The organism is Methylobacterium fujisawaense (assembly GCF_039619325.1).
GTDB classification, from domain to species: domain Bacteria; phylum Pseudomonadota; class Alphaproteobacteria; order Rhizobiales; family Beijerinckiaceae; genus Methylobacterium; species Methylobacterium fujisawaense.
The window spans coordinates 267,432-292,500 of record NZ_CP155000.1 but is presented as its reverse complement, the minus strand read 5'-3'; the positions used below and the strand labels follow the sequence as shown (position 1 = coordinate 292,500).

Sequence of the window (25,069 nt, the reverse complement as noted above, 5' to 3'; positions counted from 1 at the left end):
CAAGAGCCCCGCCGAGGAGGCGGGCCTGAAGCGCGGCGACCTGATCCTCACCGTCGACGGCCAGGAAGTCGCCGACCCGGAGGCCTTCGGCTACCGCTTCGCCCTCAAGGGCATCCAGGGCAACGCCCGGTTCGGGATCCTGCGCGGCACGACCCGCCAGACGGTGGCGGTCAAGCTCGCTCCGGCGCCGGAGACGCGGCCGCGGGACATGCTCAAGGTGAAGACCCGCTCGCCGTTCCTGGGCGCGACGCTCGTGAACACCTCGCCCGCGGTGGCCGAGGAGATGCAGGTCGATTTCCCCGCCGACGGTGTGGCCGTGCAGGCCGTGGACGAGAACTCCATCGCCGCCCGGGTGGGGCTGCAGAAGGGGGACGTGATCGTAGCGGTCAACGGCGTGCCGATGGCGACCACCAAGGATCTCGACCGGGTCACCCGCAACAGCCTCAATTCCTGGGAAGTGGCGATCAACCGCAACGGCGAGGTCCTGACCTCGGTGTTCGGCGGCTGATCCCGGGCGAGCCCGGCACCGGCTCGCGACCGTGGGCAAGCGTGGGCAAGGTCGGGCGCGCCGCTTGCGCCGCCGGTCGCGCCCGGTGTTGATGCGCAGATGTCCGACCTGTTCGCTTCCGCGGAGCCGCCCTCCGCGCCGGATTCCGGCCGCGCCTCCGGCACCGAGGCGGGCCGCCCCCTCGCAGACCGCCTGCGGCCGCAGAGCCTTGCCGAGGTCGTCGGCCAGGAGCACCTGACCGGGGAGGGCGGGGCGCTCACGCGCCTGCTGCGCGGGCGCAGCCTCGGCTCGCTGATCTTCTGGGGACCACCCGGCACCGGCAAGACCACCGTGGCGCGGCTGCTGGCGCAGGGCACGGACCTGCATTTCGAGCAGATCTCGGCGATCTTCTCGGGCGTGCCCGACCTGCGCAAGGTGTTCGAGGCCGCGCGCAAGCGCCGGGCGACCGGACAGGCGACCCTGCTGTTCGTCGACGAGATCCACCGCTTCAACCGGGCGCAGCTCGACGCCTTCCTGCCGGTCATGGAGGACGGCACCGTCACGCTGGTGGGGGCGACGACGGAGAACCCCTCGTTCGAGCTGAACGCCGCGCTCCTGTCCCGGGCCCGGGTGCTGCTGTTCCGGGCCCTCGATCCGGGCGCCATCGCGCGGCTGCTGGTGCGGGCCGAGGCGCTGACGGGCCGAGCCCTGCCGCTCACCGAGGAGGCGCGCGGCGTGCTGGTCCGCATGGCCGACGGCGACGGGCGGGCGGCCCTGACCCTGGCGGAGGAGGTGTGGCGCTCGGCGCAACCGGGGGAGACTCTCGACGCGGAGGCCCTGCAGGCCATCGTGCAGCGGCGGGCGCCGATCTACGACAAGGCGCAGGAGGGCCACTACAACCTGATCTCGGCCCTGCATAAGACCGTGCGCGGCTCGGATCCGGACGCGGCGCTCTACTACCTCTGCCGGATGCTCGATGCCGGGGAGGACCGGCTGTTCATCGCCCGCCGGCTGGTGCGCATGGCGGTGGAGGATATCGGGCTCGCCGACCCGCAGGCCCTGGTGGTGGCCAACGCCGCCAAGGACGCCTTCGACTTCCTCGGCAGTCCGGAGGGGGAGCTGGCGCTCGCCCAGGCGGCGATCTACCTCGCCTGCGCGCCGAAATCGAACGCGGTCTACACCGCCTACAAGGCCGCGACCCGGCTCGCCAAGGAGGCGGGCTCCCTGCCGCCGCCGCGGACCATCCTCAACGCGCCGACCAAGCTGATGAAGCGGATCGGCTACGGCGAGGGCTACCGCTACGACCACGACGAGCCCGATGCCTTCTCGGGACAGGATTACTGGCCCGACGCGCTGGGGCGCCAGCACCTCTACGAGCCCACCGAGCGCGGCTACGAGACCCGCCTCGCCGAGCGCCTCGACCGGTGGGAGGCTCTGCGCAAGCAACGGCGCGGGGAGGCGTAGAGGCGTCCGACGTCATCGCGAGCGCAGCGAAGACAGCGTCATAGGTCGAGGGGCGCGTTGTCGATCACCTCCTTCATCACGAAGAAGGTCCGGGTCTGGCGCACCCCCGGCAGGCCGATCAGCGTGGCGCTGTGGAGGCGGTTGAAGTCGGCCATGTCGGAGACCCGGATCTTCAGCATGTAGTCGAAGTCGCCGGCCACGAGATGGCAGTCGAGGAGCACGGGAATCGCCCGCACGGCAGCCTCGAATTCGGAAAAGCTCTCGGGGGTCGAGCGGTCGAGCACGACGCCGACGAAGACCAGGGTACCGCGTCCGACCCGCATCGGATCGATCAGCGCCCGGACCGCCCGCACGAACCCGTCCGCGAACAGGCGCTGGATCCGGCGGTGGCAGGTGGCCGCGCTGGTGCCGACCCGCTCGGCGATCTCGGCATTGGCCATCCGACCGTCCGCCTGGAGCAGGCGCAGGATCTTCTGGTCGATCCGGTCGAGCCCTTCGGACATGGACGATTCTTTCATGTTCGACTGGAAAACCGGATATTCCTGCGTGAGTTTGGCCTAGCAACGCAAGAGACCGGCCTTCGACGCCCAAAGATCGAGAGCACCTTTCATTGCAAATCGGGTAGTTTTCCCTGCGCCTCGAAGATAGGAGCCGGGACCTCACGGCCCGGTCGTTCTCGGGGCCTCGCCTCGATGCATCCGGGCCGGACGGAGACCGCTCCTGCCCCCGGGCGCGTCCCGAGATCTGGAGAGACCCGATGCTGGCACAGTTCGAGCGCTATCCCCTGACCTTCGGCCCGACGCCGATCGAGCCGCTCAAGCGCCTGACGGCTCATCTCGGCGGCGAGGTTGAGATCTTCGCCAAGCGCGAGGATTGCAATTCCGGCCTCGCCTATGGCGGCAACAAGCTGCGCAAGCTCGAATACATCGTCCCGGACGCGATCAAGAGCGGCGCCGACACGCTGGTGTCGATCGGCGGCGTGCAGTCGAACCACACCCGCATGGTCGCGGCGGTCGCCGCCAAGATCGGCATGAAGTGCCGGCTGATCCAAGAGGCCTGGGTGCCCCACGAGGACGCCGTCTACGACCGGGTCGGCAACATTCTCCTGTCGCGGATCATGGGCGCGCAGACGCAGCTCGTGGATGACGGATTCGACATCGGCATCCGCGACAGCTGGAAGCGGGCGCTCGCCGAGGTCGAGGCCGAAGGCGGCAAGCCCTACGCGATCCCGGCAGGCGCCTCGGTGCACAAATACGGCGGGCTCGGCTATGTCGGCTTCGCCGAGGAGGTGCGCAAGCAGGAGGCCGAGATGGGCCTGCGCTTCGACTACGTGGTGGTCTGCACGGTCACGGGCTCGACCCATGCCGGCATGCTGGTGGGCTTCTCCGCCGACGGGCGCGCCCGCAACGTCATCGGCATCGACGCCTCCTGCACCCCGGCCCAGACCAAGGCCCAGGTCCTCGACATCGCGCAGAACACCGCCGCCTTGGTCGGCGCGGGCGACATCGTCGCCGACGACGTGGTGCTCAACGAGGACTACGCCTACCCGGTCTACGGCGTGCCCTCGCAGGAGACCGTGGACGCGATCCGGCTCTCGGCCCGGCTCGAGGGGATGATCACCGACCCGGTCTACGAGGGGAAGTCGATGCAGGGCATGATCGACCTCGTGAAGAAGGGCTTCTTCCCGAAGGGCTCGAAGGTGCTCTACGCCCATCTCGGCGGCGCCCCGGCGCTGAACGGCTACAGCTACACGTTCCGCAACGGCTGAGCCGGGGCGAACGCGCCTCCCATCCATCGCCTCATCCTGAGGTGACCGCGCAGCGGGCCTCGAAGGAGGGCTCCAGGGATCGCAGCGTCCTCTGGAAGGCTCCTTCGAGGCCTCCGCTGCGCTCCGGCGCCTTGCGATGAGGGGGAGGGTGGAGGCCGCGACTCTGGCCTGCGGTCCCCTATATGGCGGCGCGGGACCCGCACCGGAGAGGGCAGGGATGATCGCACCGGCACGCGCGCTGCTCCTGGCCGCCCTGCTCGCCCTGGGCGGCCCCGCCGCGCGGGCCGCCTCGGGGCCGGCCGTGGAGGCCGAGAACGGGATGGTGGTCTCGTCGCAGCGCCTCGCCTCGCAGGTGGGCGCCGACATCCTCCGGGCCGGCGGCAACGCCGTGGATGCCGCGGTGGCGGTGGCCTATGCCGAGGCGGTGGTGAACCCCTGCTGCGGCAATCTCGGCGGCGGCGGCTTCCTGGTGCTGCACGCCGCCGACGGGCGCAGCCGCTTCGTCAATTTCCGCGAGACCGCCCCGGCCGCCGCGACCCGGGATATGTATCTCGACGCGACCGGCACCGTGGTGAAGGGCGCGAGCCTGCGCGGCTGGAAGGCGGCCGGCGTGCCCGGGACCGTGCTCGGCCTCAACACCGCGCTGGCCGAATACGGCACCCTGCCGCTGGCCCGGGTGATGGCGCCGGCGATCGCGCTCGCCCGGGACGGGTTCGTGCTGACCCGGGGCGACACCGACATCCTCGAATCCGGCACCACGCTGTTCGCAGCCCAGGCCAACGTCGCCCGGATCTTCCTGCGCCCGGACGGCAGCCCCTGGCGCCCCGGGAACCGGCTGGTCCAGGCCGACCTCGCCCGGACCCTCCAGGCCATCGCCGATCACGGCTCGGACGCGTTCTACAAGGGTGCGATCCCCGAGGCCGTCGAGGCGGCCTCCCGAGCGGGCGGCGGCCTGCTGACGGCGGCCGACTTCGCCGCCTACACGGTGACGCAATCCGAGCCGCTGACCTGCCGCTACCGGGGCGCCACCGTCCTGTCGGCGCCGCCGCCCTCGTCGGGCGGCACCACGCTCTGCGAGATCCTCGGCATCCTCGACGGCTACGACCTGCGGGCGGCGGAGTTCAACTCCGCGCGAAGCGTGCACCTGATGGTCGAGGCCATGCGGCGCGCCTATGCCGACCGCAACCTGCTGCTCGGCGATCCGGCCTTCGTGGCGAACCCGGTCGACCGGCTCCTGTCGCCGGCCTATGCGGAGACGCTCCGGGCCTCGATCCGCCCGGACCGGGCGACCCCGTCCGCCGAGATCCGCCCGGATCCCGGCCTGGAGACGCGGGAGCGGGCCGAGACCACCCACATCTCGGTGATGGACAAGGCCGGCAACGCGGCCGCGCTGACCTACACGATCAACGGCTATTTCGGCGCCGGGGTGATCGCCGCCGATACGGGGTTCTTCCTCAACGACGAGATGGACGACTTCACCGTCAAGACCGGGGTGCCGAACCTGTTCGGCCTCGTGCAGGGGACGAAGAACGCGATCGAGCCCGGCAAGCGCCCGCTCTCCTCCATGGCGCCCACGATCGTGCTGCGGGACGGCAAGGTCGCGCTGGTGGCGGGCTCGCCGGGGGGCTCGCGGATCATCACGATCACCGCGCAGACGCTGATCAACATGCTGGATTTCGGCATGGCGCCGCAGGAGGCCGTGGACGCCCCGCGCATCCACCACCAGTGGCTGCCCGACACGGTCTACGCCGAGCCCTTCGCGCTCTCGGCGGACACGCAAGCGATCCTGCGGAGCATGGGCCACACGCTCGTCGAGCAGAAGCCCTGGGGGGCGCAGGAGCTGATCGCGGTACGCGCCGCGGCGCCCGCGCTCCCCGAGGCGACGTCCTCGGGCAACGACGCTTCGCGCACGCAGGGGATGCGGCCGGGACTGCTCTACGGCGCCAACGACAACCGGAGGCCCGCCGGCGCGGCGGTTGGAGAATAGGGCGCGGTCGGCTGTATCGGAACAACCCCGTCGTGGCGGAACCGCGCGGCGGAACCCGCTCACCAGCACCCTCAACGGTGCAGGCGCGGATCTGCCGGCCGATGCGGGGCGCGCCTGCGGTGCGCCCGAAAAAGGGGTAGGGCCCGGGCTCGTGCGCCCGCGGACCCTGCCGCTCAGCCCTCTCCGGCCTCCCGTGCCACCGCCCGGAACCCGATGTCGCGCCGGCAGAAACCCTCCGGCCAGTCGATCCGGGCCACCGCCGCGTAGGCGCGACCTTGAGCGTCCGTGACGCTGTCGCCCAAGGCCGTGACCGCCAGGACCCGGCCGCCATCGGCCAGGAGCTGCCCGCCCTCGGCCCGGGTGCCGGCCTGAAAGACGTGAACCCCGTCGCCCTCGGCCCCATCGACGCCGCGGATCACCGATCCCCGGACCACGGCACCCGGATAGCCCGCCGCCGCCATCACCACGGTGAGGGCGGCCCGCTGGGTGTCGAATTCCAGGCTTACGCCGGAGAGGTCGCCCTCGCAGGCCGAGAGCAGGGCCGGCACGAGGTCGGAGGCGAGGCGCGGCATCAGCACCTGCGCCTCGGGGTCGCCGAAACGGGTGTTGTACTCGATCAGCTTGGGGCCGTCGGCGGTGAGCATCAGGCCGGCATAGAGGATGCCGGTGAACGGGCAGCCCCGCGCCCGCATGCCGGCGAGCGTCGGCGCGATGATCTCGGCCATCACCCGGGCCTCGATCTCCGGAGTGACCACCCGGGCGGGGGAATAGGCGCCCATGCCGCCGGTGTTGGGACCGCGGTCGCCGTCGAAGACCCGCTTGTGGTCCTGGGCGGTGCCGAGGGAGATGGCCCGCGTGCCGTCGCACAGGGCGAAGAAGCTCGCCTCCTCGCCGAACAGGCACTCCTCGACCACCACCTCGGCGCCGGGCTCGGCGAAGAGGGCGGTCAGCGCGTCCTCGGCCTGGTCGAGGGTCTCGGCCACGGTGACGCCCTTGCCGGCGGCGAGGCCATCCGCCTTCACGACGATCGGGGCCCCCTGCTGCCGGACATAAGCCAGCGCCGGCTCCAGTTCGGTAAAGCGCGCGAAGGCGGCGGTGGGGATGCCGCAGGCAGCGCACAGGTCCTTGGTGAACCCCTTCGAGCCCTCGAGCCGGGCGGCGTCGCGGGTCGGCCCGAAGGCACGGATCCCGGCAGCCTTCAGGTCGTCCACCAGCCCGGCGACCAGGGGAGCTTCCGGCCCGACCACCACGAGGCCGATCGATTCCGCCGTGCAGAAGGCCGCCACCGCCGCGTGGTCCGTGACGGCCAGGTCCGGCCGGTTCGTCCCATGGCGGGCCGTGCCGGGATTGCCGGGCGCCGTGAACAGGCGCGTGCAGAGGGGGCTCTGGGCCAGCCGCCACGCCAGGGCGTGTTCACGGCCGCCGGAGCCGATCAGGAGAATGTTCATGCGCACGCCACCATGGACCGAGCTTGTGGGCGAAGCCTGCCGGTGGGCAAAGGTTTTTTTCGGGCTGTCCCCGCTCTGCGCGGATATCCCGGCCGCTCAGCAGCCGATGCAGACGCCCGTGTTGACGCCCGTGTTGACGCCACCGCGCCGCCCACCCCCGTGGCGACCGAGATGACGGCCTCCATGGACTCCCCCCCGGATGCCGCGATAGGGCAGGACGGGTCCGAAGGACTCGAATTGGACGTTGCGCTGGATCGTCTGGTTCAGCGTATTGAAGTCCGAGACCCGCTGCTGGTTGAGCGCCCGGATCTGACCCTGCAGGGCGAACGAGGCGTTGGCGGCGTTCGGGTCGTTCTGCTGCACCTGGGCCTGGGCGGCGCCGGCCGGGAGGGCGAGCGCCAGGGCGAGGAGCGCGCGGGATGCGGGGCGCATGGGTCCCTCCGTGCAACGTATCGCGATGTATCGCGTGGTCTTTCGAACTCGACGCGCCAGGATCGGTCCGGGTTCCGGGCCGCGTCAACCCGGCACGACCGGGGATTTCGTCTCCGGAAGGGTCTCGACCAGCTTGGCATCCAGCCCGGTATGCGCCTGGACCAGGGGATGCGGGGTCAGAGCCAGCCACTGGGTCAGGGAGATATCGGCATAGCGCGGGCTCTTGAAGATTTCCAAGAAGGTCAGTGTCGTGTCGCCGGTATTCTCGATGTAATGGCCCATGGCGAAGGGCACGTAGCCCACATCGCCGGCTTGGTAGTCGAAGGTTCTGGCCTTCGATTCCGAGCCGAACACGGTCATCCGGCCCTTGCCCGAGAGGTAGTACTGCCATTCGTCGCCATTCGGGTGCCAGTGCAGCTCGCGCAGGCCCCCGGGCTCGACCTCGACCAGCGCTGCGGCGATCGTCACGGAGGCCGGGAACACCGTGGAATCGGTGATGCGCACGCTGCCGCCCCGGGTGCGGATCGGCTCCTGGGCCAGCATCCGGTGGCTGAACGACTTCGGCACCGGGCCCGAGCCGCCCATCCGGTCGGCCGTGAGCGGGCCGGGCTTCGGCCCGGGGAAGATGTAGAGCTCCTTCTCGGGGATCCGGGCGAAGGCGCTCTCGGGCAGGCCGAAATTCTTCGCGAGCACGTCCTTGGGCGTGTGCGCCAGCCAGTCGGTCAGCAGGAAGGTGGAATCCTCCGAGAAGCCGCCGTCGTCGAACACGAGCAGGAACTCGCAGCCGTCGATCCCGTCGGCGGCGAGCCCCTGGATCGAGTGCGGGATGCCGCCCGGGAAGTACCAGAGATCGCCCGCGCCGACATCGTCCGCGAAGGTGCGGCCGTCTTGGTCGACCGCGGTGATCCGGGCCTTGCCCTTGATCATGTAGGACCACTCGGCCTCCTTGTGCCAGTGCATCTCGCGGACCGCGCCGGCCTTGAGCCGCATGTTGACCCCCGCCATGGCCTTCGAGACCGGCAGCTCGCGGATCGTGGTCTGGCGCGCCCAGCCTCCCTCCTCCAGTCGCATGTGGCTGTCGCTGAACGACCATTTCAGGTTCGGCATCGTGCCGTGGTCGGTGCCGGGCGGCGCCAGGGTGAACGGCTCCTCGGCGGCCCGGGGCTTATTCTGCGGCCCCAGGATATCGGCGCCCTTGCCCCGGCGCTCGGGGAGGGGCGCGGCCGGCCCGGCGGATTGCGCCGCAGCGGAGGACGCCACCATCGCGCCGCCGACGGCGATGACGGCACGCCTGGAAATCTCGGACATCGCACGCGGTCCCTGCTCTGTCGCAGGGTAACCGGACGCCGGCCGGGAGGATCCGCAACGGGGCACCATCGTGCAGTGCGGCATCTCGCCCGGAGCCTGCGCGCGATCTATATCTTGAATGCACGATCAGACGCGTCCCGATTGGGGGACGAGCGCCCGAGCGGTGCACGGGGCGCGACCCGAGGGCGAGGATGGCGGATCGGGACAGTTCAGCCGCGGACGAGGCCGGCCGCGCCGCGTCCCACGGCCGCCTGTGGATCGCCCTGCTCGCGCTGGCGGGCGCGGGTCTCCTCGGCTACCGCCACTGGCCGGAACAGTCCCGGGCGGCGAGCTCGGAACCGGCTGCCGCGGCAAAGCCACCGGCTGTGCGGGTCGCCCGGGCCGCCCGGGCCTCCGACACCTTCAGCCTGACCCAGACGGGCACCACCCAAGCCTTCGATACCGCCGGCCTCTATCCACGGGCGACCGGCTACATCGTCGAGCGCAAGGTCGATATCGGCACGCACGTGAAGAAGGGCGACCTGCTGTACCGGATCAGCGCGCCCGACCTCGACCAGCAGCTGGTCCAGGCGCAGTCGCAGGCACTTCAGCTCCAGGCGGCGCTGATTCAGGCACGGGCGATGGTCGACCAGGCCGAGGCCAACCGTCACCTCGCCGACGTGACCAACCGGCGGACCGCGACCCTCGCCGGCACCGGCGTCGAGACCCGGCAGAACGCCGACACCTCCCAGGCCGGGGTGCTGGCGCAGACCGCCAATGTCGACGCCGCCAAGGCGGCCGTGAAGGTGGCCGAGGCCAACATCGCCGCGCAGGAGGCGCAGGTCGCCCGGCTCAAGGTCCTGACCGGCTTCGAGGAGATCCGCGCGCCCTTCGACGGGGTGGTGACCACCCGCAACAACGATGTCGGCGACGCGGTGACGGCGGACACGAACACGGGCGCGCCGCTCCTGACCCTGGCGCGGGACGACGTGCTGCGCATGGCGGTGAACGTGCCGCTCTACGCCGCCGACGACGTCCGCGACGGACTCGACGCCAGGGTCGAGGTGGCGCAGATCCCCGGCAAGGTCTTCCCCGGCAAGGTCTCGCGCTCGTCGACGACCCTGCTCTCCACCGCGCGGACGCTGGCGACCCAGGTCGACCTCCCCAATCCGGACGGCACGTTGCGAGCCGGCCTCTACATCACCGTCACTTTGGAGATCCCCCGGTCCTCGCCCGCCGTGACGGTGCCGAACGAGGCCCTGATCTTCGACCAGCACGGGACCCGCGTGGCGATGATCGAGCCGGCCGGGGACGGGACCGGCGTGGTGCGGATGCGCCCGGTCACGATCTTCCGCCAGACGCGCACGCTGCTGGAGTTGCGCGATGGCCTGAACGGCGGCGAGCGCGTCGTCGTGGGGCCGCCGGCCTCATTGCGCGACGGTGACAGGGTCGTCCTGCGTCCGGAGGACAAGGCGGGGGCGTGAACGGCACGCGGTCCAGGGCGATCCGGCCGCCGTAGCCTGCCGCTGCTGCCTGCCGCTGCTGCCTGCCGCTGCTGCCTGCCGGGCGTCAGGCACACCCCTGCAGACGGGCCTGTCCGGCCTTGGGACATGTCCAGCCTTGGGACAGCCACAACCGGCATAAGCCGTCGGACAGACGGTGCTCCGCCGCGGGGTCGCCCCCCGGCGGCGTCATGTCCGGCTGGCTCAAGGATCAGGTTGATCGCCGTGGCACTCGGAACCCTCGCACTATCGCTCGCGCTGCTTGGCCTGGCCCTGGCCTTCTTCGGGGCGAAGCTGGCCTTCGCAGGGGGATCGGCGTTCTACCTCGTCCTGGGGGTCGGTTTGCTGGCCTCCGGCATCCAGCTGGCCCGGCGCCGCCAGAGCGGCCTCTGGATCTATGCCCTGATTCTGGCGGCGTCCTTCATCTGGACGATCGTCGAGGTCGGGCTCGACAAATGGCAATGGATCCCGCGCGGCGCCCTGATCTTCGCCCTCGGCCTGGTCCTCTGCCTGCCCGTCGTGGTGCATCGCCTGCGGGACGCGCCCGAACGGGCCTGGGCGCCGAGCCTCGGAAACGGCCCGCTCGCCCTCCGGGCCGTCGTCCTGCTCATCGCGGCCGCGAGCACCGCTTCCTGGTTCGTCGATCCGGTCGAGACGCACGGCATCCTGCCGAAGGTCGCGGAGGCGAGGGCCGCCGTCGATCCGAGCGGCGTCCCCTATCCGGCCGACGACTGGGTCGCCTATGGCGGCACCAATCTCGGCCAGCGCTACTCGGCCCTCGAGGACATCACCGTGGGCAATGTCCAGGGCCTCACGGTGGCCTGGGAGCACCATACGGGCGACCTGCGCGGCGACGGCCGGACGGATTCGAAGGAATTCACCTTCGAGGCCACGCCGATCAAGGTGAACGGGCTGCTCTATCTCTGCACGCCCCACAACATCGTGCAGGCCCTGGAACCCGAGACCGGCCGGCTGGTCTGGGCCTTCGACCCGCAGATGGCGCGGGACGGCCAGTACCAGCACCAGACCTGTCGCGGCGTGTCCTACAACGACTCGACCGGCTACGCGCCGCCGGCGGAGGCGGATCCGGCGAAGGCGGGCGCCGTCGCGGCGGCGGTCGCCGAATGCCCGCGCCGGATCATCGCCGCCTCGGTCGATGCGCGGCTCTACGCGCTGAATGCCGATACCGGACTCCCGTGCCGGACCTTCGGGGCGGACGGGTTCGTCGATCTGACGGCGCAGATGCCGAACCTCCGGCGTGCCGCCTATCAGCAGACCTCGGCGCCGCTGGTGACCCGGAACCTCGTCGTCCTCGGTAGCGCGATCGCCGACAATTACTACGCGGAGAATCCGTCGGGCGTGATCCGCGCCTTCGACGTGCGCACCGGCGCGATCGTCTGGAAGTTCGACGCCGGCAAGCCCGACGCGACCGCACCGCTGCAGCCCGGTGCGCTCTACGAGCCCAACTCGGCGGTGGCCTGGACGCAGTTTTCGGCCGACGAGGCTCTGGGGCTCGTCTACGTGCCGTTCGGCAACCGGGCGCCCGATCAGGTCGGCGTGTCCCGGTCGAAGGCGGACGAGGCCCTCGTCGACGCCCTGGCGGCTCTCGACCTGGAGACCGGCAGGCTGCGCTGGGCCTTCCGGACCACGTATCACGACCTGTGGGACCGCGATAACCCGTCCCAGCCGGTCCTCCTGACCCTGCCGCAGGGCGACGGGACGGTGCCGGCGATCCTGATCCCCACCAAGGTCGGCAATGTCTGGGTCCTCGACCGCCGCACCGGCGCTCCGATCCGGCCGGTCTCCGAGGTCTCGGTCTCGACCCGGACCGACATCCCGGGAGAGGCGCCGTCTCCGGTCCAGCCGGTCTCGTCGCTCCGCTTCACGCCGGCGCCGCTGAGGGAGGCCGACATGTGGGGCGTCACGCCCTTCGACCAGATCCAGTGCCGGCTCGCCTTCCGGTCGAACCGCTACGACGGCAACCCGTTCACGCCGCCGCAGGCGTCAGGCGGCGCGATCATCTGGCCCGGCAATATCGGGGTGTTCAACTGGGGCTCGGTGGCCGTCGATCCGGTGCATCACTGGATGATCGCGACGCCGCAATACCTGCCCTACCTCTACCGCCTGCTCCCGCGCCCGGCGAACGAGCCCGACCGGCGCCTCATCACCACCGATCCGGATGCCGCCCCGGGCAACGAGAATCTCGGCGGCCCCTACGCGGTGTCCATCGCGCACATGCGCTCGGCCCTCGGCGTCCCGTGCAACGCGCCGCCCTGGGGCGTGCGGGTCGGCGTGAACCTCGCGGACGGCACAACCGCCTGGAGGCACCGCAACGGCACCGTCGCCGGGCAGAAGATCGGCGGGGTCGCGGTCCCGATCCCGTTCGCCATGGGTATGCTGGCCCATGGCGGCACCCTGGCCACGGCCGGTGGCGTCGCGTTCACGGCCGCCACGCTCGACGACCGTATCCGCGGCTACGACATGCAGACCGGGGCGGTCCTGTGGTCCATGACGCTGCCGGCCGGCGGTCAGGCTACGCCGATGACCTATCGCGGCAAGGACGGCCGGCAATACGTGGTGATCGCGGCGGGCGGGCACGGCTCGCTCGGCACCACGCCGGGCGATTCGGTCATCGCCTTCCGGCTTCCGTGAGCCGGCGCCCGCGGCGCGAGCCCGGGGATCGCCGGCCTCGCGCCGGAACGGATGGCGCCGGAGGGCCCGGCCCTCCGACCGGGCAGGGGGCGTTCTAGCCCGCGAGCCGCGCCCGCGCGTCGATGCGGGCAAGGCGGGCCAGCAGGTACTCGACCTCGGCCTTCGCCTGCGCGGTGAGCGCCTGCGACGGCTTGCGCTGGGCGTCGGATGAAAAAATTCCCCGGCGCATGAACACGTATTTCCGCACCGCGAGCCCCAGCGGGCCCTGCTGCTGCTCGTAGCGCAGATAGGGGAGGTGGGCGTCGAACAGGTCGTGGGCGGCGTCGCGCTCGCCGGCCCGGCCGAGGCGGACCACGTCGACCAGCATCTCCGGGAAGGCGTAGCCGGTATTGGCCCCGTCGGCGCCGCGCTCGGTCTCGAAATCGAGGAACAGGCCGCCATTCCCCACGAGGATGGAGATGTGGCGCATGGAGCCCTCGCGCTCGAAGCCGCGCAGCGCCGAGATCTTCTCCAGGCCGGGCCAGTCCTCGTGCTTGAGCATCACGCAGGAGGGGTTCTCCGACACGATCCGGCGGATCACCCCCGGGGTCATCTGGACCGAGAAGGTGAGGGGGTAATCCTGCAGCACGAAGGGCACGTCCGGCCCGATCGCCTCGGCGGCGGTGCGGTAATAGCCGACCACCTGGTCGTCGGTGCGCAGCGTGTTGGGCGGCGCGATCATCACGCCGGCGGCGCCCAGCCCCATCACCTCCCGGGCGAGGGCCCGCATGGCCGCGAAGCCCGGCGCCGTGACGCCGACGATGACCGGCAGCCGGGTGCGCCCGAGGACGCGCTTGGCCACCGCGAGGCCCTCCGCGTGGTCGAGCTTGCCGGCCTCACCGAGCTGGCCGAGGATCGTCAGGCCGTCGACGGCCGCAGCCCCGAAGAAATCGGTCATCCGGTCGAGGGAGACCTCGTCGATCCGGCCATCCGGATGGAACGGCGTCGGGGCGATCGGCACGACGCCGCGAATGTCGCTGGTGAGAGGCATACCGGTCTCCGTGCTGCTGCGGCGACCGCCGGCCGCCGGTGGGTATGCCCATACTCAAAAATCCCGGGCGCTGCGACGCACCCGGGACGGGATCGGCCTTCGGTCAGGCCGTTCGGTCAGCCCAGCAGCTTGTCCAGGGTGATCGGCATCTCGCGCACCCGAACGCCGGTGGCGTGCCAGACCGCGTTGGCGATGGCCCCCACCGTGCCGGTGATGCCGATCTCGCCGACGCCCTTCACGCCGAGCGCGTTCACCACCGCATCGTCCTCGTGGACCAGGATCGCCTCCATGGTGGGCACGTCGGCGTTCACCGGCACGTGGTACTCGGCGAGGTTGTCGTTGAGGAAGCGGCCGGTGCGCGGATCCATCTCGGCCCGCTCGTGCAGGGCGAAGGACAGGCCCCAGATCATCCCGCCGTAATACTGGCTCTGGACGAGGCGCGGGTTGATCACCCGGCCCGCCGCGAAGGCGCCGGTGAGGCGGCTCACCCGGATCTGGCCGAGATCGGGATCGACCTTCACCTCGGCGAAGACCGCGCCGTGGGCGTGCATGGCGTAGGAGGCCTGCGCGGCCGGATCGGCCCCGGCCTTGCCCTGGCCCTCGATGCTGGCGCGGCCGGCCCGCTTGAGGATGTCCGTGACGGACTCGCCCCGGCCCGGATCGTCGCGCCGGGTGAGCCGCCCGTCCGCCGCGGTGACGCCGGCATTGCCGGCGCCGTAGAGCGGGGAGGCGGGGTCGTTGGTGGCCAGCTCCGCGAGCTGCCGGATCACGTCGGCGGCGGCCGCGTGGATCGCGCCGCCGGCGGTGGCGGTGTGGCCGGAGCCCCCCGCGATCCCGGCATTCGGCAGGTTCGAGGAGCCCATCCTGAAGGTGAGGGCGTCCATCCCGATCCCGAGCCCGTCGGCGGCGATCTGGGCGAGCGCCGTCCAGGATCCCTGGCCCATGTCGATCGCCCCGAGCTCCACCGTGCCGGTGCCGTCGGCGCGGATCTCGGCCCGGGCCATCCCCTCGAAGATCAGCGCCGGGAAGGTGGCGGTGCCCATGCCGGTGCCGACCAGGAACCCGTCCCTGTCGCGGGTCTGGCGGGGCTGGAGCGGCCGCCCGGCCCAGCCGAAGGCCTCGGCGCCCCGCCGGTAGCAGTCCCGCAGGGCCTTCGAGGAGAACGGCTTGCCGGTGATCGGCTCGACCTCGGCGTAGTTGGCGAGCCGGAACTCCAGCGGGTCCATGCCGAGCGCGAAGGCCATCTCGTCCAGCGCGCTCTCCAGGGCGACGCTGCCGGTGGCCTCGCCGGGGGCGCGCATGAACAGCGGCGTGCCGGTGTCGAGGCGCACCGCCTCGTGCCGGATGGCGATGGCGGGGCTCGCGTAGAGGGTGCTGGTCGCCCGGCCCGCCGGCTCGAAGAAATCGTCGAAGCTCGACGAGGCGGTGCGGATGTGGTGGTCCAGCGCCGTGAGCTTGCCGGCGGCGTCGGCGCCGAGCCGGATCGTCTGCCGGGTCGGGCCGCGATGGCCCATGGGACCGTACATCTGGGTCCGGGTCGGCACGAGCTTCACCGGCCGGCCCACGAGCTTGGCCGCCATGCAGGCGAGCACCTGCGGCCCGGCCGGCACGCCCTTCGAGCCGAAACCACCGCCGAGATAGGGGCTGTCGATGTGGATGTCCTCGGGGCGGATGCCGAACAGGCCGGCGAGCCGGGCCTGCGACATGGCGAGCGCCTGGGTCGGCATCAGGAGCGTCAGCCGGTCCCTGTCCCAGCTGGCCACCGCCGCGTGGGGCTCCATGGCATTGTGGTACTGGGCCGGCGTCTCGTAGGTAGCGGCGATCGTCTTCGACGCGGCCGCGAGCCCGGCCTCGACGTCGCCGTCGGTCTCCACCGGCGGCGCGCCGACGCCGACCGAATCCGGCGTGAAGGCCTCGCCGGAATCGAGCCCGATCCGCGGGGTCTCGGCCGCGTAGGTCGGGGCGAGCAGCCGGGCCCCTTCGGTGGCCGCCTCCAGGGTCTCGGCGATCACCACGGCGATGGGCTGGTTGGCGTAGCGGACCCGGTCGTTCTGCAGGAGGTCGAGGCGGAAGGTGAACGGCCCGTCCTTGGCATCCGGATCCTTGGCGAGCGCCGGGGCGTGCCCCGGCCGCATCACCGCCACGACGCCGGGATGGGCCTCGGCGGCGGCCACGTCGAGGCCGGTCACGCGACCGCGGGCGATCCGGGCGACGCAGAGCGCCGCGTGGAGGGTCCCGGGGGGCAGGTTGTCGGCGGAAAAGCGGGCCTGGCCCGTCACCTTGAGGGGGCCGTCGCGCCGGGTCAGCGGCTGGCCGATGCTGGAGCCGTGCCGGATCGCGCCGGCGGGGCGGTTCGAGGCGGGCGTGGAGGTCGCGGTCATGCGGGTCTCCTCAGACGATGCCGAACGGGGAGGCGGGGAGCGCCGGGATCCGGGCGGGCGTCCCGGCGGCGGCCTGGGTCAGCGCGCGGATCGCCACCCGGCGGGCGAGCTCGATCTTGAAGGCGTTGGCCTCGCCGGTGGGCTTGGCGCCGGCCAGCGCCGCGGCGGCGGCCTTCGCGAAGGCCTCGGGGGAGGGTGCCTGTCCGGCGAGCGCCGCCTCGGCCTCCGCCACCCGCCAGGGCTTCAGCGCCAGCCCGCCCAGGGCGAGCCGGGCCTGCCCGATCCGGCCGCCGGCCTCCAGGGTGAGGGCGGCCGCCGCCGAGACCACCGCGAAGGCGTAGGATGTGCGGTCGCGGACCTTGAGATAGCGGGCATGGCCCCGGAAGGACGCCGCCTCGGGGGGCAGGCGCAGGCCGGTGATCAACTCGCCCGGCTGCAGCTCCGTCTCCCGCTCCGGATGGTCGCCGGGGAGGTGGTGGAACGCGGTGAGCGGTACCTCCCGGGCGCCGTCCGGCCCGGCGATCTCCACCACCGCGTCGAGGGCGGCGAGCGGCACGCAGAAATCGGACGGGTGGGTGGCGATGCAGTGATCGCTCCAGCCCTGGACCGCGTGGATGCGGGTGGCGTGCCCCAGAGCCGCGCAGCCGGAGCCGGGCGCGCGCTTGTTGCAGGGCGAGACCGCGTCGGTGAAGAAGGGGCAGCGGGTGCGCTGCATCAGGTTGCCGCCGACCGTGGCGGCGTTGCGCAATTGCGCCGAGGCGCCGGCCAGCAGGGCCTCGGCCACCATCGGGTAGGTTTTTCCGAACATCGCGTCGTGGGCGAGGTCGCTGTTGCGCACCAGCGTGCCGATTCGGGTGGCGCCGTCCGGCAGACGCTCGATCGACGACAGGCCGGGGAGCCGGGTGATGTCGACGACCCGCTCCGGGGTGGCGACGCCACCCTTCATCAGGTCGACGAGGTTGGTGCCGGCGGCGAGGAAGGCGGTGCCCGGAACCTGCCCGGCCGCCACGGCCTCCGGCACGCTCGCCGGGCGGATGTAGTCGAAGGTCCTCACGCCGCGTCCTCCCGGTGCTCCGCTTGGCCGGCCGCGTCCTTTACGGCCTCCAGGATGCCCGCGTAGGCGCCGCAGCGGCAGAGATTGCCGCTCATGCCCTCGCGGATGCGCTCCGGATCGGTACCGGCGTGGCCCTCGCGGATCAGGCCGACCGCGCTCATGATCTGGCCGGGGGTGCAGAAGCCGCACTGGAAGCCGTCATGGGCGATGAAGGCCGCCTGGACGGGGTGCAGCCGGTCGCCCTCGGCGAGCCCCTCGATGGTCAGCACCTCGGCCCCGTCGAGGCTCGCGGCGAGGGTCAGGCAGCTGTTGATGCGCCGCCCGTCCACCAGCACCGTGCAGGCGCCGCACTGGCCGCGGTCGCAGCCCTTCTTGGCGCCCGTCAGGCCGAGGCGCTCGCGCAGGAGATCGAGGAGGGTGACGCGCGGATCGTCGAGGGCGATCTCGCGCGGCTGCCCGTTCAGGGTGAGCCTGAGGGGAATGGTCATGCGGCGGTCCCGGCTTCGAAGGCTGGAACCGTTACAGATAGCCGCCGCCCCGCTCCCGGCGAGACCTTAAGCAGAAAGCGATGTGCGCAAGATCACGGCACGCACAGGTTGGGCGCTTATGCAGACTTGACCTTAACCTCCGAGACGGATTTCAGCACCGTCTTGCCCTTGGCGGTCTTGATCTCCAGGGCCGGCTCCGCCTTCGAGGCCTCGCGCTTGACCGTGTTGCCCTTGATGGTCTTCTTGACATCCTGGGTGTGGACCTTGGTCACCTCGCCCGAGACGGTGCCCTGGCCCCACTTGTAGGTGACATCGTCCCCGGTCTTCACCTTCGCCTTGGCGGTCATGTCCGTCTCCATCGTGGATGCGGGGAAAGGCGCCCCGGGGCAGGGGCGTTCCCGAGTTTCCACGGCCGGAATGCCGCAGGCGGATCGACCCGTTCCCGGCTCACCGGCCGACCTCCCGGCGCAGGGCCGCGACCATCGTCTCGACCGCCGCCTGCGCGGTCTCGCCGAGGTCGATGTCGGTCTCGCCGGCGGTGACGAGGCCGCGCCCCTCCAACTCCTTGACCCCCTCCGGATCGGCCTCGTGGCCGGCGCCGTCCCGGCGGATCACCGCGGTGACCTTTTCGCCGCTGACGAGGCGGTGATAGGCCGCGAAGACGAAGATCGAGAGGGCCTTGTCGGAGAGTCCGTTCACGTCGTCGGCCATGCCTGGCGCCTCCTGCGCTCCGCGCGTCGTATCCGATGGGCGAACGCCGGACGGGGCCGGGGGCTCCGCACCCCGGCCGGGGTGCGACGACGGGTGCGCCCGTCCGAGCGGCGACGCTTCGCGCCGGGCCCGCCTTCCTGCTAGTCTCACAGCTCCCATGACAGCGCATACCGACCAGACCGAAGTGGAACCCAGCCCCGAGGCGGCCCGCCCCCCCGCGCCCCCCGATCTCGACTATCGCCTGCGCCAGCAGGCGATCCTGTCCGAGTTCGGCGTCGAGGCTTTGCGCGGCACCGATGTCGACCACCTGCTGCAGCGGGCCGCGGAGCTGTGCGCGCAGGGCATGGGCGCCGAGTTCTGCAAGGCCCTGGAGTACCAGCGCGGCGCCGACACCCTGCTGGTCCGGGCCGGTGTCGGCTGGGGGCCCGACGTGATCGGGCAGGCCCGGATCGGGGCGGACCTCGCCTCCCCGGCGGGCTTCGCCCTCAAGACCGGGCGACCGGTGATCTCGAACCACCTCGCCGACGAGACCCGGTTCCGGACGCCGCAGCTCATGGCCGATCACGGCATCCGCCGGGCGATCAACGTGCTGATCGAGAACCGGGACGGCGCCTTCGGGGTGCTGGAGGTGGACGACACCCGCGAGGGCATGTTCGAGGAGGCCGACATCGCCTTCATGCAGGGCTTCGCCAACCTGCTCGGCGGCGCCATCGAGCGCCAGCGCACCGAGAGCCTGCTGCGGGCCGCCCTCGCCCGGCAGGACCTGCTCGCCCGCGAGATGAGCCACCGGGTCAAGAACAGCCTCGCCATCGTGGCGAGCCTGCTCGCCCTCCAGGCCCGGGCCGCCGAAGACCCGGCCGTGCAGATGGCCCTCGCGGATGCGCGCAGCCGCGTCGAGGCGATCGCGAGCGTCCACGACCAGCTCTGGCGGCAAGGTGACAAGGACGGCGACAAGGCGGCGGGCGAAGGGGAGGGGGTCCCGGGCGAACTCGACCTCGCGCCCTTCCTGGAGAAGCTGGTGGCCAACCTCGCCAGCGGCGTGCCGGGCCAGCGGCTCGCCTGCACGGCCTGCCCGCAGCGGATCTCGGCCGACCGGGCGATTCCCATCGGCCTCTTGGTCAACGAACTCGTCACCAACGCGCTCAAATACGCCTATCCGCCCGAGACGCACCCGGGAGGCGGCGAGATCCGGGTCCGCGCCGAGCGCCAGCCCGGGAGCCTCGTGGTCGAGGGTCGCCGATGACGGGATCGGGCTGCCGGCGGAATTCGAGATCGGACGCAACTCGAAGAGCCTCGGCATGCGGGTGGTCGGCAGCCTCACGCGCCAGCTCGGCGGCAGCCTGACGATCCCGGCCCGGGGGAAGGGCGCCTGCTTCCGCCTGGAGGTGCCGCTGGACGGCTGAGCGCGGCGCCCGGCCGGGGCGGGGACGGGAGAAGGGCCCTGCCCCGTCGCGACCGGGGGCGACGGGCTCGGCGAGACAGAGCGCGAGATTGAGCGCGAGACAGAGCGGATGCAGTGACCGGGATCAGGATGACGGGGGCGCCCCTCGCCGAACGGCTCCACGCCTTTCGGAGCCTCGGGGACAATTGCGAGTTCGGCTTCGTGCAGCGCTACGGGGGGGTCGAGCCCTCCGGCCTGCTGCGCTTCTCCTACACGCCGATGGCGGACCTGATCCGCGGCCTGCGCTGCGGCTTCGCGGATTTCGGCGTGCCGGGCGACCTGCGGCTCTCCGTGAGCGCGGGCGGCACCTACTATTGTCACAGCCTAGCCTACAACATCTGGGCGAATACCGGACATCCGGCCGGCTCGATCGCGCCGGAGGTGCTGCTGGAGCGGGAATACGGCCGGCTGGCCCATCTCAAGCGCAAGATGCTGGACGACCTCGCCGACGGCTCGAAGATCCTGGTGCGCAAGGTCGGCCGCGACGAGCCCGAGGCCGACTTCGCCCGCTTGGCCGAGGCGGTCTGGGCGCATGGGCCCTCGACGCTGCTGCGCGTGACCGAGGCCGGGCCGGACTGGGCTCCCGAGCCGGCCCGGCGCGTCGCCGACCGCCTGATCGCGGGACGGGTCCGCCGCTTCGCGCCGGCGGAGCAGGCCTGGGAGGTCGACCTCGAACCCTGGATGCACCTCGTGGACAGCACCTACGCGCTGGAGCGCGGCGCGGCGCCGAGCCGCCTCGACGCCGCCGCCTTCCCGGAGGCGCTGCCGCTGCCGGGCCGCCTGCGCCGGCATGTCGGCCGGCACCGGGCGAGGGCGCTCAGCGCCTACACCCGGGCGGTGGATCCCGCCGGCTTTCGCGCCGATGCGGTCCACGTGTTCTCGAGCTGGGTGTGGATTCCGGAGGAGTTTGCCGGGGACCGCATCTTCGCGGCGGCCGGCTATGCGCGGCTGGGCTGGCGCGACGCCGACCTGTCGCGGCGGCGGTGCTGGCAGCGCGTCTGGGCCGCGGGTCGGCTGCGGCCCGACGCGACGCGGGAGCCCGTCGGGCTCGGGATGATCGGCACGTGGCGGGACGGATTCTGGTCCGCCGGCGCGCGCTTCGCCGAGGGACCGATCCCCGGGGATGAGCCCGCGCCGGACCTGCGGATGCCGCCGTTCCGGTTCCCGGGCCAGGATCTCCTCGGACGGCTGCGGCCGCGGTTCCGATAGACCGCCGGCCCCCCCCCGGGCTCAGCTTTCGCTTCCCAGAGCGCGGAGGAGGGTGCCGAGGTGGCGTCGTCGGTCCCGCCTCCGGCCCGATGCGCGTGGCCGCCGGGGCGGAGGCCGAGCCCTGGATGCGGGCGGGGATCGGAGACGATCGGGCCGCCCGCGCAGGGAGCCGGTCCCGGGATACCGGTTCGATTCCGGCCGATCCGATACGGCTGCACCATTGCACTGGCGCGCCCCGCCCGTAAACCGCGCCCCCTCGCACAGAACGGGAGATTCCGGATGCGCAGCAGATCGATGATGACCCTGGGCGGCAGCGTCCTCGCCCTCGCCCTCGCCGGCCCGGCCTGCGCCGACGACACCCCGACCACGGCGGGTGCGGTCGATCGGCTCAAGGGCCTGACCAACGAGGCGATCGGAAGCGCGAAGCGCGGGGTCGGCAACCTGACGGAGGACGAGGCCCTCAAGGCGGAGGGCCGTGCGCAGAAGCTCCGTGGACAGGCCGAGCAGGGGCGGGGCAGGGCCAAGGACGTCCGCGAGAACGCCCTCGACCAATAGGGATGCGGCGGGCCCCGGCCGCGCCGGGCGGCCGGGGCCCGCTCCCGTCGGGGCAGAAGCGGGAGGAGCCTACGGGCAGGGATGGCGCAGGCCGTCATAGCCCAGGTAGGTCCCGGAGGCCGGGTCGTAGGAGGCGTAGCGGGCGGCGCAGGACGCCGAGCCGCGCACGACGACCGGGGCGGCGTAGACGGGTGCGGGCGCCCCGTAGACGGCCACGGGCCGCGCCGCGGCGTTGGCCGCCGCCGAGCCGATCACCGCGCCGGCGGTGAAGCCGAGCAGGCCGGCCCCCACGGCGGCCCCCACGCCGGGACCGCGGCGGTCGCCGTAGCCCCAGCGGCCGTACCCGCCGCGGTGCCAGCCTCCCCAACCGGCATGGTGCCAGCCGCCACGGAACTGAGCGTACGCGGTGGGAAGGGCGCCGGCCCGGAGGGCCTCAACCGCCTGTCCGGATGCGGCCTGAACGGGGGCAGCGAGACCCGCCAGCACGGCCAGGGTGGCGACGCCGGTCACGATCCTCATCGGTTCTCTCCATTCTCCAGAGGGGTGGAAATGCCCGCATCAGGCATTCACGAAGCCCAGTAACAATGGATCCGCAGGACCGTTCCAGTCGTGAGAAAGATCATTTTTGTCGCACCGGACGGGCCTGAAACAATTCGATACGAACAAGAGCGACGCGGGCGCGGCGTCGGGCCTCCCTCATCGCTGCCGTTGGCGTTCGGTGCGGGGATCCGCATCAGCCTCGTCTTTCGGTACGGCGCAGCTGACCATCGCCCGGGGGCGCGAATACAGGAGCCGGTATCGGGCTGCTTGGACCAGCGCACCTCGGGCGATCCCGTCGACGGCATGGCACCGCAGGGCACCGCACGGCACCGCGGGCGCCCGCGGCGATGCGGCGGACAATCGTGCCGCGGGGAGGGGGCCCGAACAGCCCTCCCCGGGTGATCGCCCGGCCCGTCCCGCTGGCCGGTGCGCGGCCTCGGTGCGGCTCTGAAGTCGGACCGGTCAGGCGTCAGGGCGGTCGGCAGACGCACGGAACGCAGGGGCCGGTGCGCGGACGGTGGCCGGAACCGGCACCCGCCGCGGGCACCGTTGCTCAAATGTTCCGCAAAATTCCGCTTTTTGTTCCACGGCCCGCCTGAGACCGGCCCTCGCTCTGGTGATATCCAGAGTTCGCATAAGATATATTATGGAACATAAGCGTCATCCTCGCTCGGGCGAGGGGGCTTGGCTCGGCTTCCGACCCGGTTTGGCGCTCAGGTTCGGCGTGTCGAGCGGACCGGTTCGTAACCGGGATCCTGGCCGGCTCTGTGGCCGGCGGCGCGACCGGGACCGGTGCCGGGACGGCGCGCCGGGCGAGGGCCGTTCGAGCGCCCTCCCCGGTCCCGGCCCTCGGACGGCCTCCGAACCCGTCGGGGCCGTCCGAGGGCCGATGGCGGCGAAGCGATCATCCGGAGACGGCGTCAGCCGGCGGGACCGGGCGTCCGGCGCTCGCCCAGGATCCGGCCTTCGCGGGTGCGACACTCGATCTGCTCCGATACGCGGCCCGGTCGGACACGGACGGCGGCCGGCCGCGCCAGGCTCCCGGCGCCCTCCAGGAAGCCCGCGGCGGTCATCGGCGCGTCGCGCCCGCCGCCGAGACCCCGCCACCAGGACACCGCCTTCTCCCGCTCGTAGCCGCTGCGCTCCGGCCGCAGGCGCACGCGCCAGCCGGCCTCGGCGGCGCCGTCCCGCCAGCCGAGCACGAGGTCGAGTCCGTCCGGCGCGGCTTCCAGGTTCAGGGTCGTGACCGGATGCCAGGCGGCCCCGGACCCGCCGGTCTCCGGCGCGGGGGCAGGGCCGGCCGGTTCGGGATCCGGCAATCCGGGATCCGCCGAGAGGATCGCCAGCTCGTCATCGGCCGCGGCCTCGTGCGGGGCCTCGGCGTCCGCGTCCGCCTCCGGCTCGGTCCAGCAGGCCTCGCAGGTGGAGGCGTTCAGCGCGATCAGGGCGCCGCAGCCGGGGCAGGGCTTGGCGCGCGGGGCCCCTGCCCCGCTCAGGCCCTGGGTGGCGCTCCGGACCGTCACGGCGTCCACGGGACCGTGCATCCGCACCAGCCCGGCATAATCGAGGATCAGCGCGTCGGCCTTGCCGGGGGCGCAGCGCAGCGCCCGGCCGACCTGCTGCACGTAGAGCCCGGTGCTGCGGGTCGGGCGCAGCAGCGCCACCAGATCGACCTCGGGGACGTTGAAGCCGGTGCCGAGCACGCCCACCGAGGTCAGGCAGCGGATCTGTCCGGCCCGGAACGCCGCCACGATCCGGTCGCGCTCCCGGCGCGGGGTCTCGCCCGAGACGCTCTCGCAGGCATACCCTTCCGCCCGTACGGCGTCGCGGACGGCGTCCGCATGGGCGAGGCCGGCGCAGAAGGCGAGCCAGGCCCGGCGGGAACCTCCGTATTCCGCGAGTTCGGCGACCGCCGCGCGGGTGATCCAGTCGCGGTTGACCGCCGCCTCCAGCTCGCCCGGGATGTAGTCGCCTCCCCGCCGGCCGACGCCGGAGACGTCGAGCTGGGTCAGCGTCGCCTTGGAGACGAGGGGCGCCAGGAAGCCGCGCCGGATCAGCGTGAACGTGTCGGCCTCGTAGGCGATGCCGGAGAACAGCCGGTGCTCGCCCGCGTCGAGGCGGCCCGAATCGAGCCGGTAGGGGGTCGCGGTGAAGCCCGCCACCCGCAGCCCGGGGGTCATCGCCCGCAGGCCCGCCAGGAACCGGCCGTAGCGGGTGTCGGCGGCGCGGGGGATCAGGTGGGCCTCGTCGACGATCACGAGGTCGCGGGGCCCCACCGCGTCGAGCCGGTCGGCCACCGACTGGATGCCGCAGACCAGCACCTGCGCGTCGGCCTCCCGCCGCCCGAGCCCGGCGGAGAAGATCCCGGCCGGCGCCTCCGGCCAGGCGCGGCTCAGTTCCGAGAAATTCTGGGCGACGAGTTCGCGGCTGTGGGTGACGATCGCCACCCGGGCGAGGGGGTCTTGCTCCAGGGTCTCCCGGGCGAGGGCCGCGATGACCAGCGCCTTGCCGGCCCCGGTGGGCAGCACGATCAGGTGGCCGGGCGCCGCGTCGTCCGCCCCTCCCCGCGCCCAGGCGGCCGAGAGCGCGTCGAGGCTGGCGCGCTGATAGTCCCGCAGGCGCAGCATGGCGGC

General features: G+C 72.2%; 20 protein-coding genes and 1 pseudogene (1 of these 21 running past the window's edge). 9 read left to right on the top strand and 12 right to left on the bottom strand.

Annotated elements, in window-relative coordinates; all coding sequences use genetic code 11:
• Together ABC766_RS01490 and ABC766_RS01485 are read left to right on the top strand one after the other, a co-directional pair.
• Positions 1-508, top strand: the end of a protein-coding gene (locus ABC766_RS01490; protein ID WP_043347519.1) for a Do family serine endopeptidase. 950 nt of this gene lie to the left of the window's left edge; the window shows 508 of its 1,458 coding nt (coding positions 951-1,458); its start codon lies off the left edge, out of view; the stop codon is at positions 506-508.
• Between the two features lie 99 nt (positions 509-607).
• Positions 608-1,951, top strand: coding sequence for a replication-associated recombination protein A (locus ABC766_RS01485; protein WP_043385987.1), 1,344 nt, complete (start codon positions 608-610; stop codon positions 1,949-1,951).
• A 38-nt stretch (positions 1,952-1,989) separates the two neighbouring features.
• Here the strand turns inward: ABC766_RS01485 and ABC766_RS01480 are convergent, their stop codons facing one another.
• Positions 1,990-2,454 carry an Lrp/AsnC family transcriptional regulator gene (locus ABC766_RS01480; RefSeq protein WP_043385985.1) on the bottom strand — a complete coding sequence of 155 codons (465 nt, stop codon included), beginning with the start codon at positions 2,452-2,454 and terminating at the stop codon, positions 1,990-1,992.
• Between the two features lie 254 nt (positions 2,455-2,708).
• On the opposite strand from ABC766_RS01480, the gene ABC766_RS01475 reads away from it, so the two are divergent.
• Positions 2,709-3,719: a 1-aminocyclopropane-1-carboxylate deaminase gene (locus ABC766_RS01475; protein ID WP_182593225.1), complete on the top strand. Its 1,011-nt coding sequence runs from the start codon at positions 2,709-2,711 to the stop codon at positions 3,717-3,719.
• Positions 3,720-3,936: 217 nt separating this feature from the next.
• On the top strand, positions 3,937-5,706 hold the full coding sequence (gene ggt, locus ABC766_RS01470) for a gamma-glutamyltransferase (RefSeq protein ID WP_345820788.1): 1,770 nt from the start codon (positions 3,937-3,939) through the stop codon (positions 5,704-5,706).
• A gap of 173 nt (positions 5,707-5,879) precedes the next feature.
• Here the strand turns inward: ggt and purD are convergent, their stop codons facing one another.
• The 3 genes from purD to ABC766_RS01455 form a co-directional block, all read right to left on the bottom strand.
• Positions 5,880-7,154, bottom strand: coding sequence for a phosphoribosylamine--glycine ligase (gene purD, locus ABC766_RS01465; RefSeq protein WP_342144129.1), 1,275 nt, complete (start codon positions 7,152-7,154; stop codon positions 5,880-5,882).
• Between the two features lie 96 nt (positions 7,155-7,250).
• Entirely contained in the window at positions 7,251-7,586 is a 336-nt protein-coding gene (locus ABC766_RS01460; RefSeq protein WP_043355576.1) for a hypothetical protein, read from the bottom strand.
• Between the two features lie 84 nt (positions 7,587-7,670).
• A complete protein-coding gene (locus tag ABC766_RS01455; protein WP_342144132.1) occupies positions 7,671-8,894 on the bottom strand; it encodes an oxalate decarboxylase family bicupin in 1,224 nt (407 codons plus the stop codon).
• Between the two features lie 191 nt (positions 8,895-9,085).
• Between ABC766_RS01455 and ABC766_RS01450 the strand changes: the two genes are divergently transcribed.
• Together ABC766_RS01450 and ABC766_RS01445 are read left to right on the top strand one after the other, a co-directional pair.
• Positions 9,086-10,357: an efflux RND transporter periplasmic adaptor subunit gene (locus ABC766_RS01450; RefSeq protein ID WP_345820784.1), complete on the top strand. Its 1,272-nt coding sequence runs from the start codon at positions 9,086-9,088 to the stop codon at positions 10,355-10,357.
• Positions 10,358-10,600: 243 nt separating this feature from the next.
• Positions 10,601-13,027 (top strand): membrane-bound PQQ-dependent dehydrogenase, glucose/quinate/shikimate family, encoded by a 2,427-nt coding sequence (locus ABC766_RS01445; protein WP_345820783.1) that lies wholly within the window; start codon positions 10,601-10,603, stop codon positions 13,025-13,027.
• 94 nt (positions 13,028-13,121) lie between these two features.
• On the opposite strand, the gene ABC766_RS01440 is transcribed toward ABC766_RS01445, so the two are convergent.
• From ABC766_RS01440 to ABC766_RS01415, 6 genes are all read right to left on the bottom strand, one after another.
• Positions 13,122-14,057 (bottom strand): dihydrodipicolinate synthase family protein, encoded by a 936-nt coding sequence (locus ABC766_RS01440; protein WP_345820781.1) that lies wholly within the window; start codon positions 14,055-14,057, stop codon positions 13,122-13,124.
• A 116-nt stretch (positions 14,058-14,173) separates the two neighbouring features.
• Entirely contained in the window at positions 14,174-16,438 is a 2,265-nt protein-coding gene (locus ABC766_RS01435; RefSeq protein WP_345820779.1) for a xanthine dehydrogenase family protein molybdopterin-binding subunit, read from the bottom strand.
• 10 nt (positions 16,439-16,448) lie between these two features.
• Positions 16,449-17,492, bottom strand: a complete 1,044-nt coding sequence (locus ABC766_RS01430) for a xanthine dehydrogenase family protein subunit M (protein WP_345820776.1) — start codon at positions 17,490-17,492, stop codon at positions 16,449-16,451.
• Positions 17,489-17,980: a (2Fe-2S)-binding protein gene (locus ABC766_RS01425; protein ID WP_043345413.1), complete on the bottom strand. Its 492-nt coding sequence runs from the start codon at positions 17,978-17,980 to the stop codon at positions 17,489-17,491. Before ABC766_RS01425 ends, ABC766_RS01430 begins: the two co-directional genes overlap by 4 nt.
• A 116-nt stretch (positions 17,981-18,096) precedes the next feature.
• Complete coding sequence (locus ABC766_RS01420; protein WP_043385962.1) at positions 18,097-18,327, bottom strand: DUF2945 domain-containing protein; 231 nt, start codon at positions 18,325-18,327, stop codon at positions 18,097-18,099.
• A gap of 100 nt (positions 18,328-18,427) precedes the next feature.
• Positions 18,428-18,691, bottom strand: a complete 264-nt coding sequence (locus ABC766_RS01415; RefSeq protein WP_345820773.1) for a hypothetical protein — start codon at positions 18,689-18,691, stop codon at positions 18,428-18,430.
• Between the two features lie 157 nt (positions 18,692-18,848).
• Between ABC766_RS01415 and ABC766_RS01410 the strand changes: the two are divergent.
• The 3 genes and pseudogenes from ABC766_RS01410 (at position 18,849) to ABC766_RS01400 (ending at position 21,896) form a co-directional block, all read left to right on the top strand.
• Positions 18,849-20,094, top strand: a pseudogene (locus ABC766_RS01410) (sensor histidine kinase).
• Between the two features lie 128 nt (positions 20,095-20,222).
• Positions 20,223-21,341, top strand: coding sequence for a hypothetical protein (locus tag ABC766_RS01405; protein ID WP_083683397.1), 1,119 nt, complete (start codon positions 20,223-20,225; stop codon positions 21,339-21,341).
• A gap of 279 nt (positions 21,342-21,620) precedes the next feature.
• Positions 21,621-21,896: a CsbD family protein gene (locus ABC766_RS01400; RefSeq protein ID WP_236961471.1), complete on the top strand. Its 276-nt coding sequence runs from the start codon at positions 21,621-21,623 to the stop codon at positions 21,894-21,896.
• 69 nt (positions 21,897-21,965) lie between these two features.
• On the opposite strand, the gene ABC766_RS01395 is transcribed toward ABC766_RS01400, so the two are convergent.
• Positions 21,966-22,415 carry a BA14K family protein gene (locus tag ABC766_RS01395; protein WP_075380026.1) on the bottom strand — a complete coding sequence of 150 codons (450 nt, stop codon included), beginning with the start codon at positions 22,413-22,415 and terminating at the stop codon, positions 21,966-21,968.
• Positions 22,416-23,356: 941 nt separating this feature from the next.
• A complete protein-coding gene (locus ABC766_RS01390) occupies positions 23,357-25,063 on the bottom strand; it encodes a DEAD/DEAH box helicase (RefSeq protein WP_179698584.1) in 1,707 nt (568 codons plus the stop codon).
• Positions 25,064-25,069: the final 6 nt, after the last annotated feature.

Bases quoted from the DNA above. Each gene is read 5' to 3' on its own strand.
- ABC766_RS01420 (WP_043385962.1), bottom strand. From the start codon at position 18,327: ATGACCGCCAAGGCGAAGGTGAAGACCGGGGACGATGTCACCTACAAG.
- ABC766_RS01435 (WP_345820779.1), bottom strand. From the start codon at position 16,438: ATGACCGCGACCTCCACGCCCGCCTCGAACCGCCCCGCCGGCGCGATC.
- ABC766_RS01450 (WP_345820784.1), top strand. From the start codon at position 9,086: ATGGCGGATCGGGACAGTTCAGCCGCGGACGAGGCCGGCCGCGCCGCG.
- ABC766_RS01440 (WP_345820781.1), bottom strand. From the start codon at position 14,057: ATGCCTCTCACCAGCGACATTCGCGGCGTCGTGCCGATCGCCCCGACG.
- ABC766_RS01390 (WP_179698584.1), bottom strand. From the start codon at position 25,063: ATGCTGCGCCTGCGGGACTATCAGCGCGCCAGCCTCGACGCGCTCTCG.
- ABC766_RS01395 (WP_075380026.1), bottom strand. From the start codon at position 22,415: ATGAGGATCGTGACCGGCGTCGCCACCCTGGCCGTGCTGGCGGGTCTC.
- ABC766_RS01460 (WP_043355576.1), bottom strand. From the start codon at position 7,586: ATGCGCCCCGCATCCCGCGCGCTCCTCGCCCTGGCGCTCGCCCTCCCG.
- ABC766_RS01480 (WP_043385985.1), bottom strand. From the start codon at position 2,454: ATGTCCGAAGGGCTCGACCGGATCGACCAGAAGATCCTGCGCCTGCTC.
- ABC766_RS01475 (WP_182593225.1), top strand. From the start codon at position 2,709: ATGCTGGCACAGTTCGAGCGCTATCCCCTGACCTTCGGCCCGACGCCG.
- ABC766_RS01455 (WP_342144132.1), bottom strand. From the start codon at position 8,894: ATGTCCGAGATTTCCAGGCGTGCCGTCATCGCCGTCGGCGGCGCGATG.
- ABC766_RS01425 (WP_043345413.1), bottom strand. From the start codon at position 17,980: ATGACCATTCCCCTCAGGCTCACCCTGAACGGGCAGCCGCGCGAGATC.
- ABC766_RS01415 (WP_345820773.1), bottom strand. From the start codon at position 18,691: ATGGCCGACGACGTGAACGGACTCTCCGACAAGGCCCTCTCGATCTTC.
- ggt (WP_345820788.1), top strand. From the start codon at position 3,937: ATGATCGCACCGGCACGCGCGCTGCTCCTGGCCGCCCTGCTCGCCCTG.
- ABC766_RS01400 (WP_236961471.1), top strand. From the start codon at position 21,621: ATGCGCAGCAGATCGATGATGACCCTGGGCGGCAGCGTCCTCGCCCTC.
- ABC766_RS01405 (WP_083683397.1), top strand. From the start codon at position 20,223: ATGACGGGGGCGCCCCTCGCCGAACGGCTCCACGCCTTTCGGAGCCTC.
- purD (WP_342144129.1), bottom strand. From the start codon at position 7,154: ATGAACATTCTCCTGATCGGCTCCGGCGGCCGTGAACACGCCCTGGCG.
- ABC766_RS01485 (WP_043385987.1), top strand. From the start codon at position 608: ATGTCCGACCTGTTCGCTTCCGCGGAGCCGCCCTCCGCGCCGGATTCC.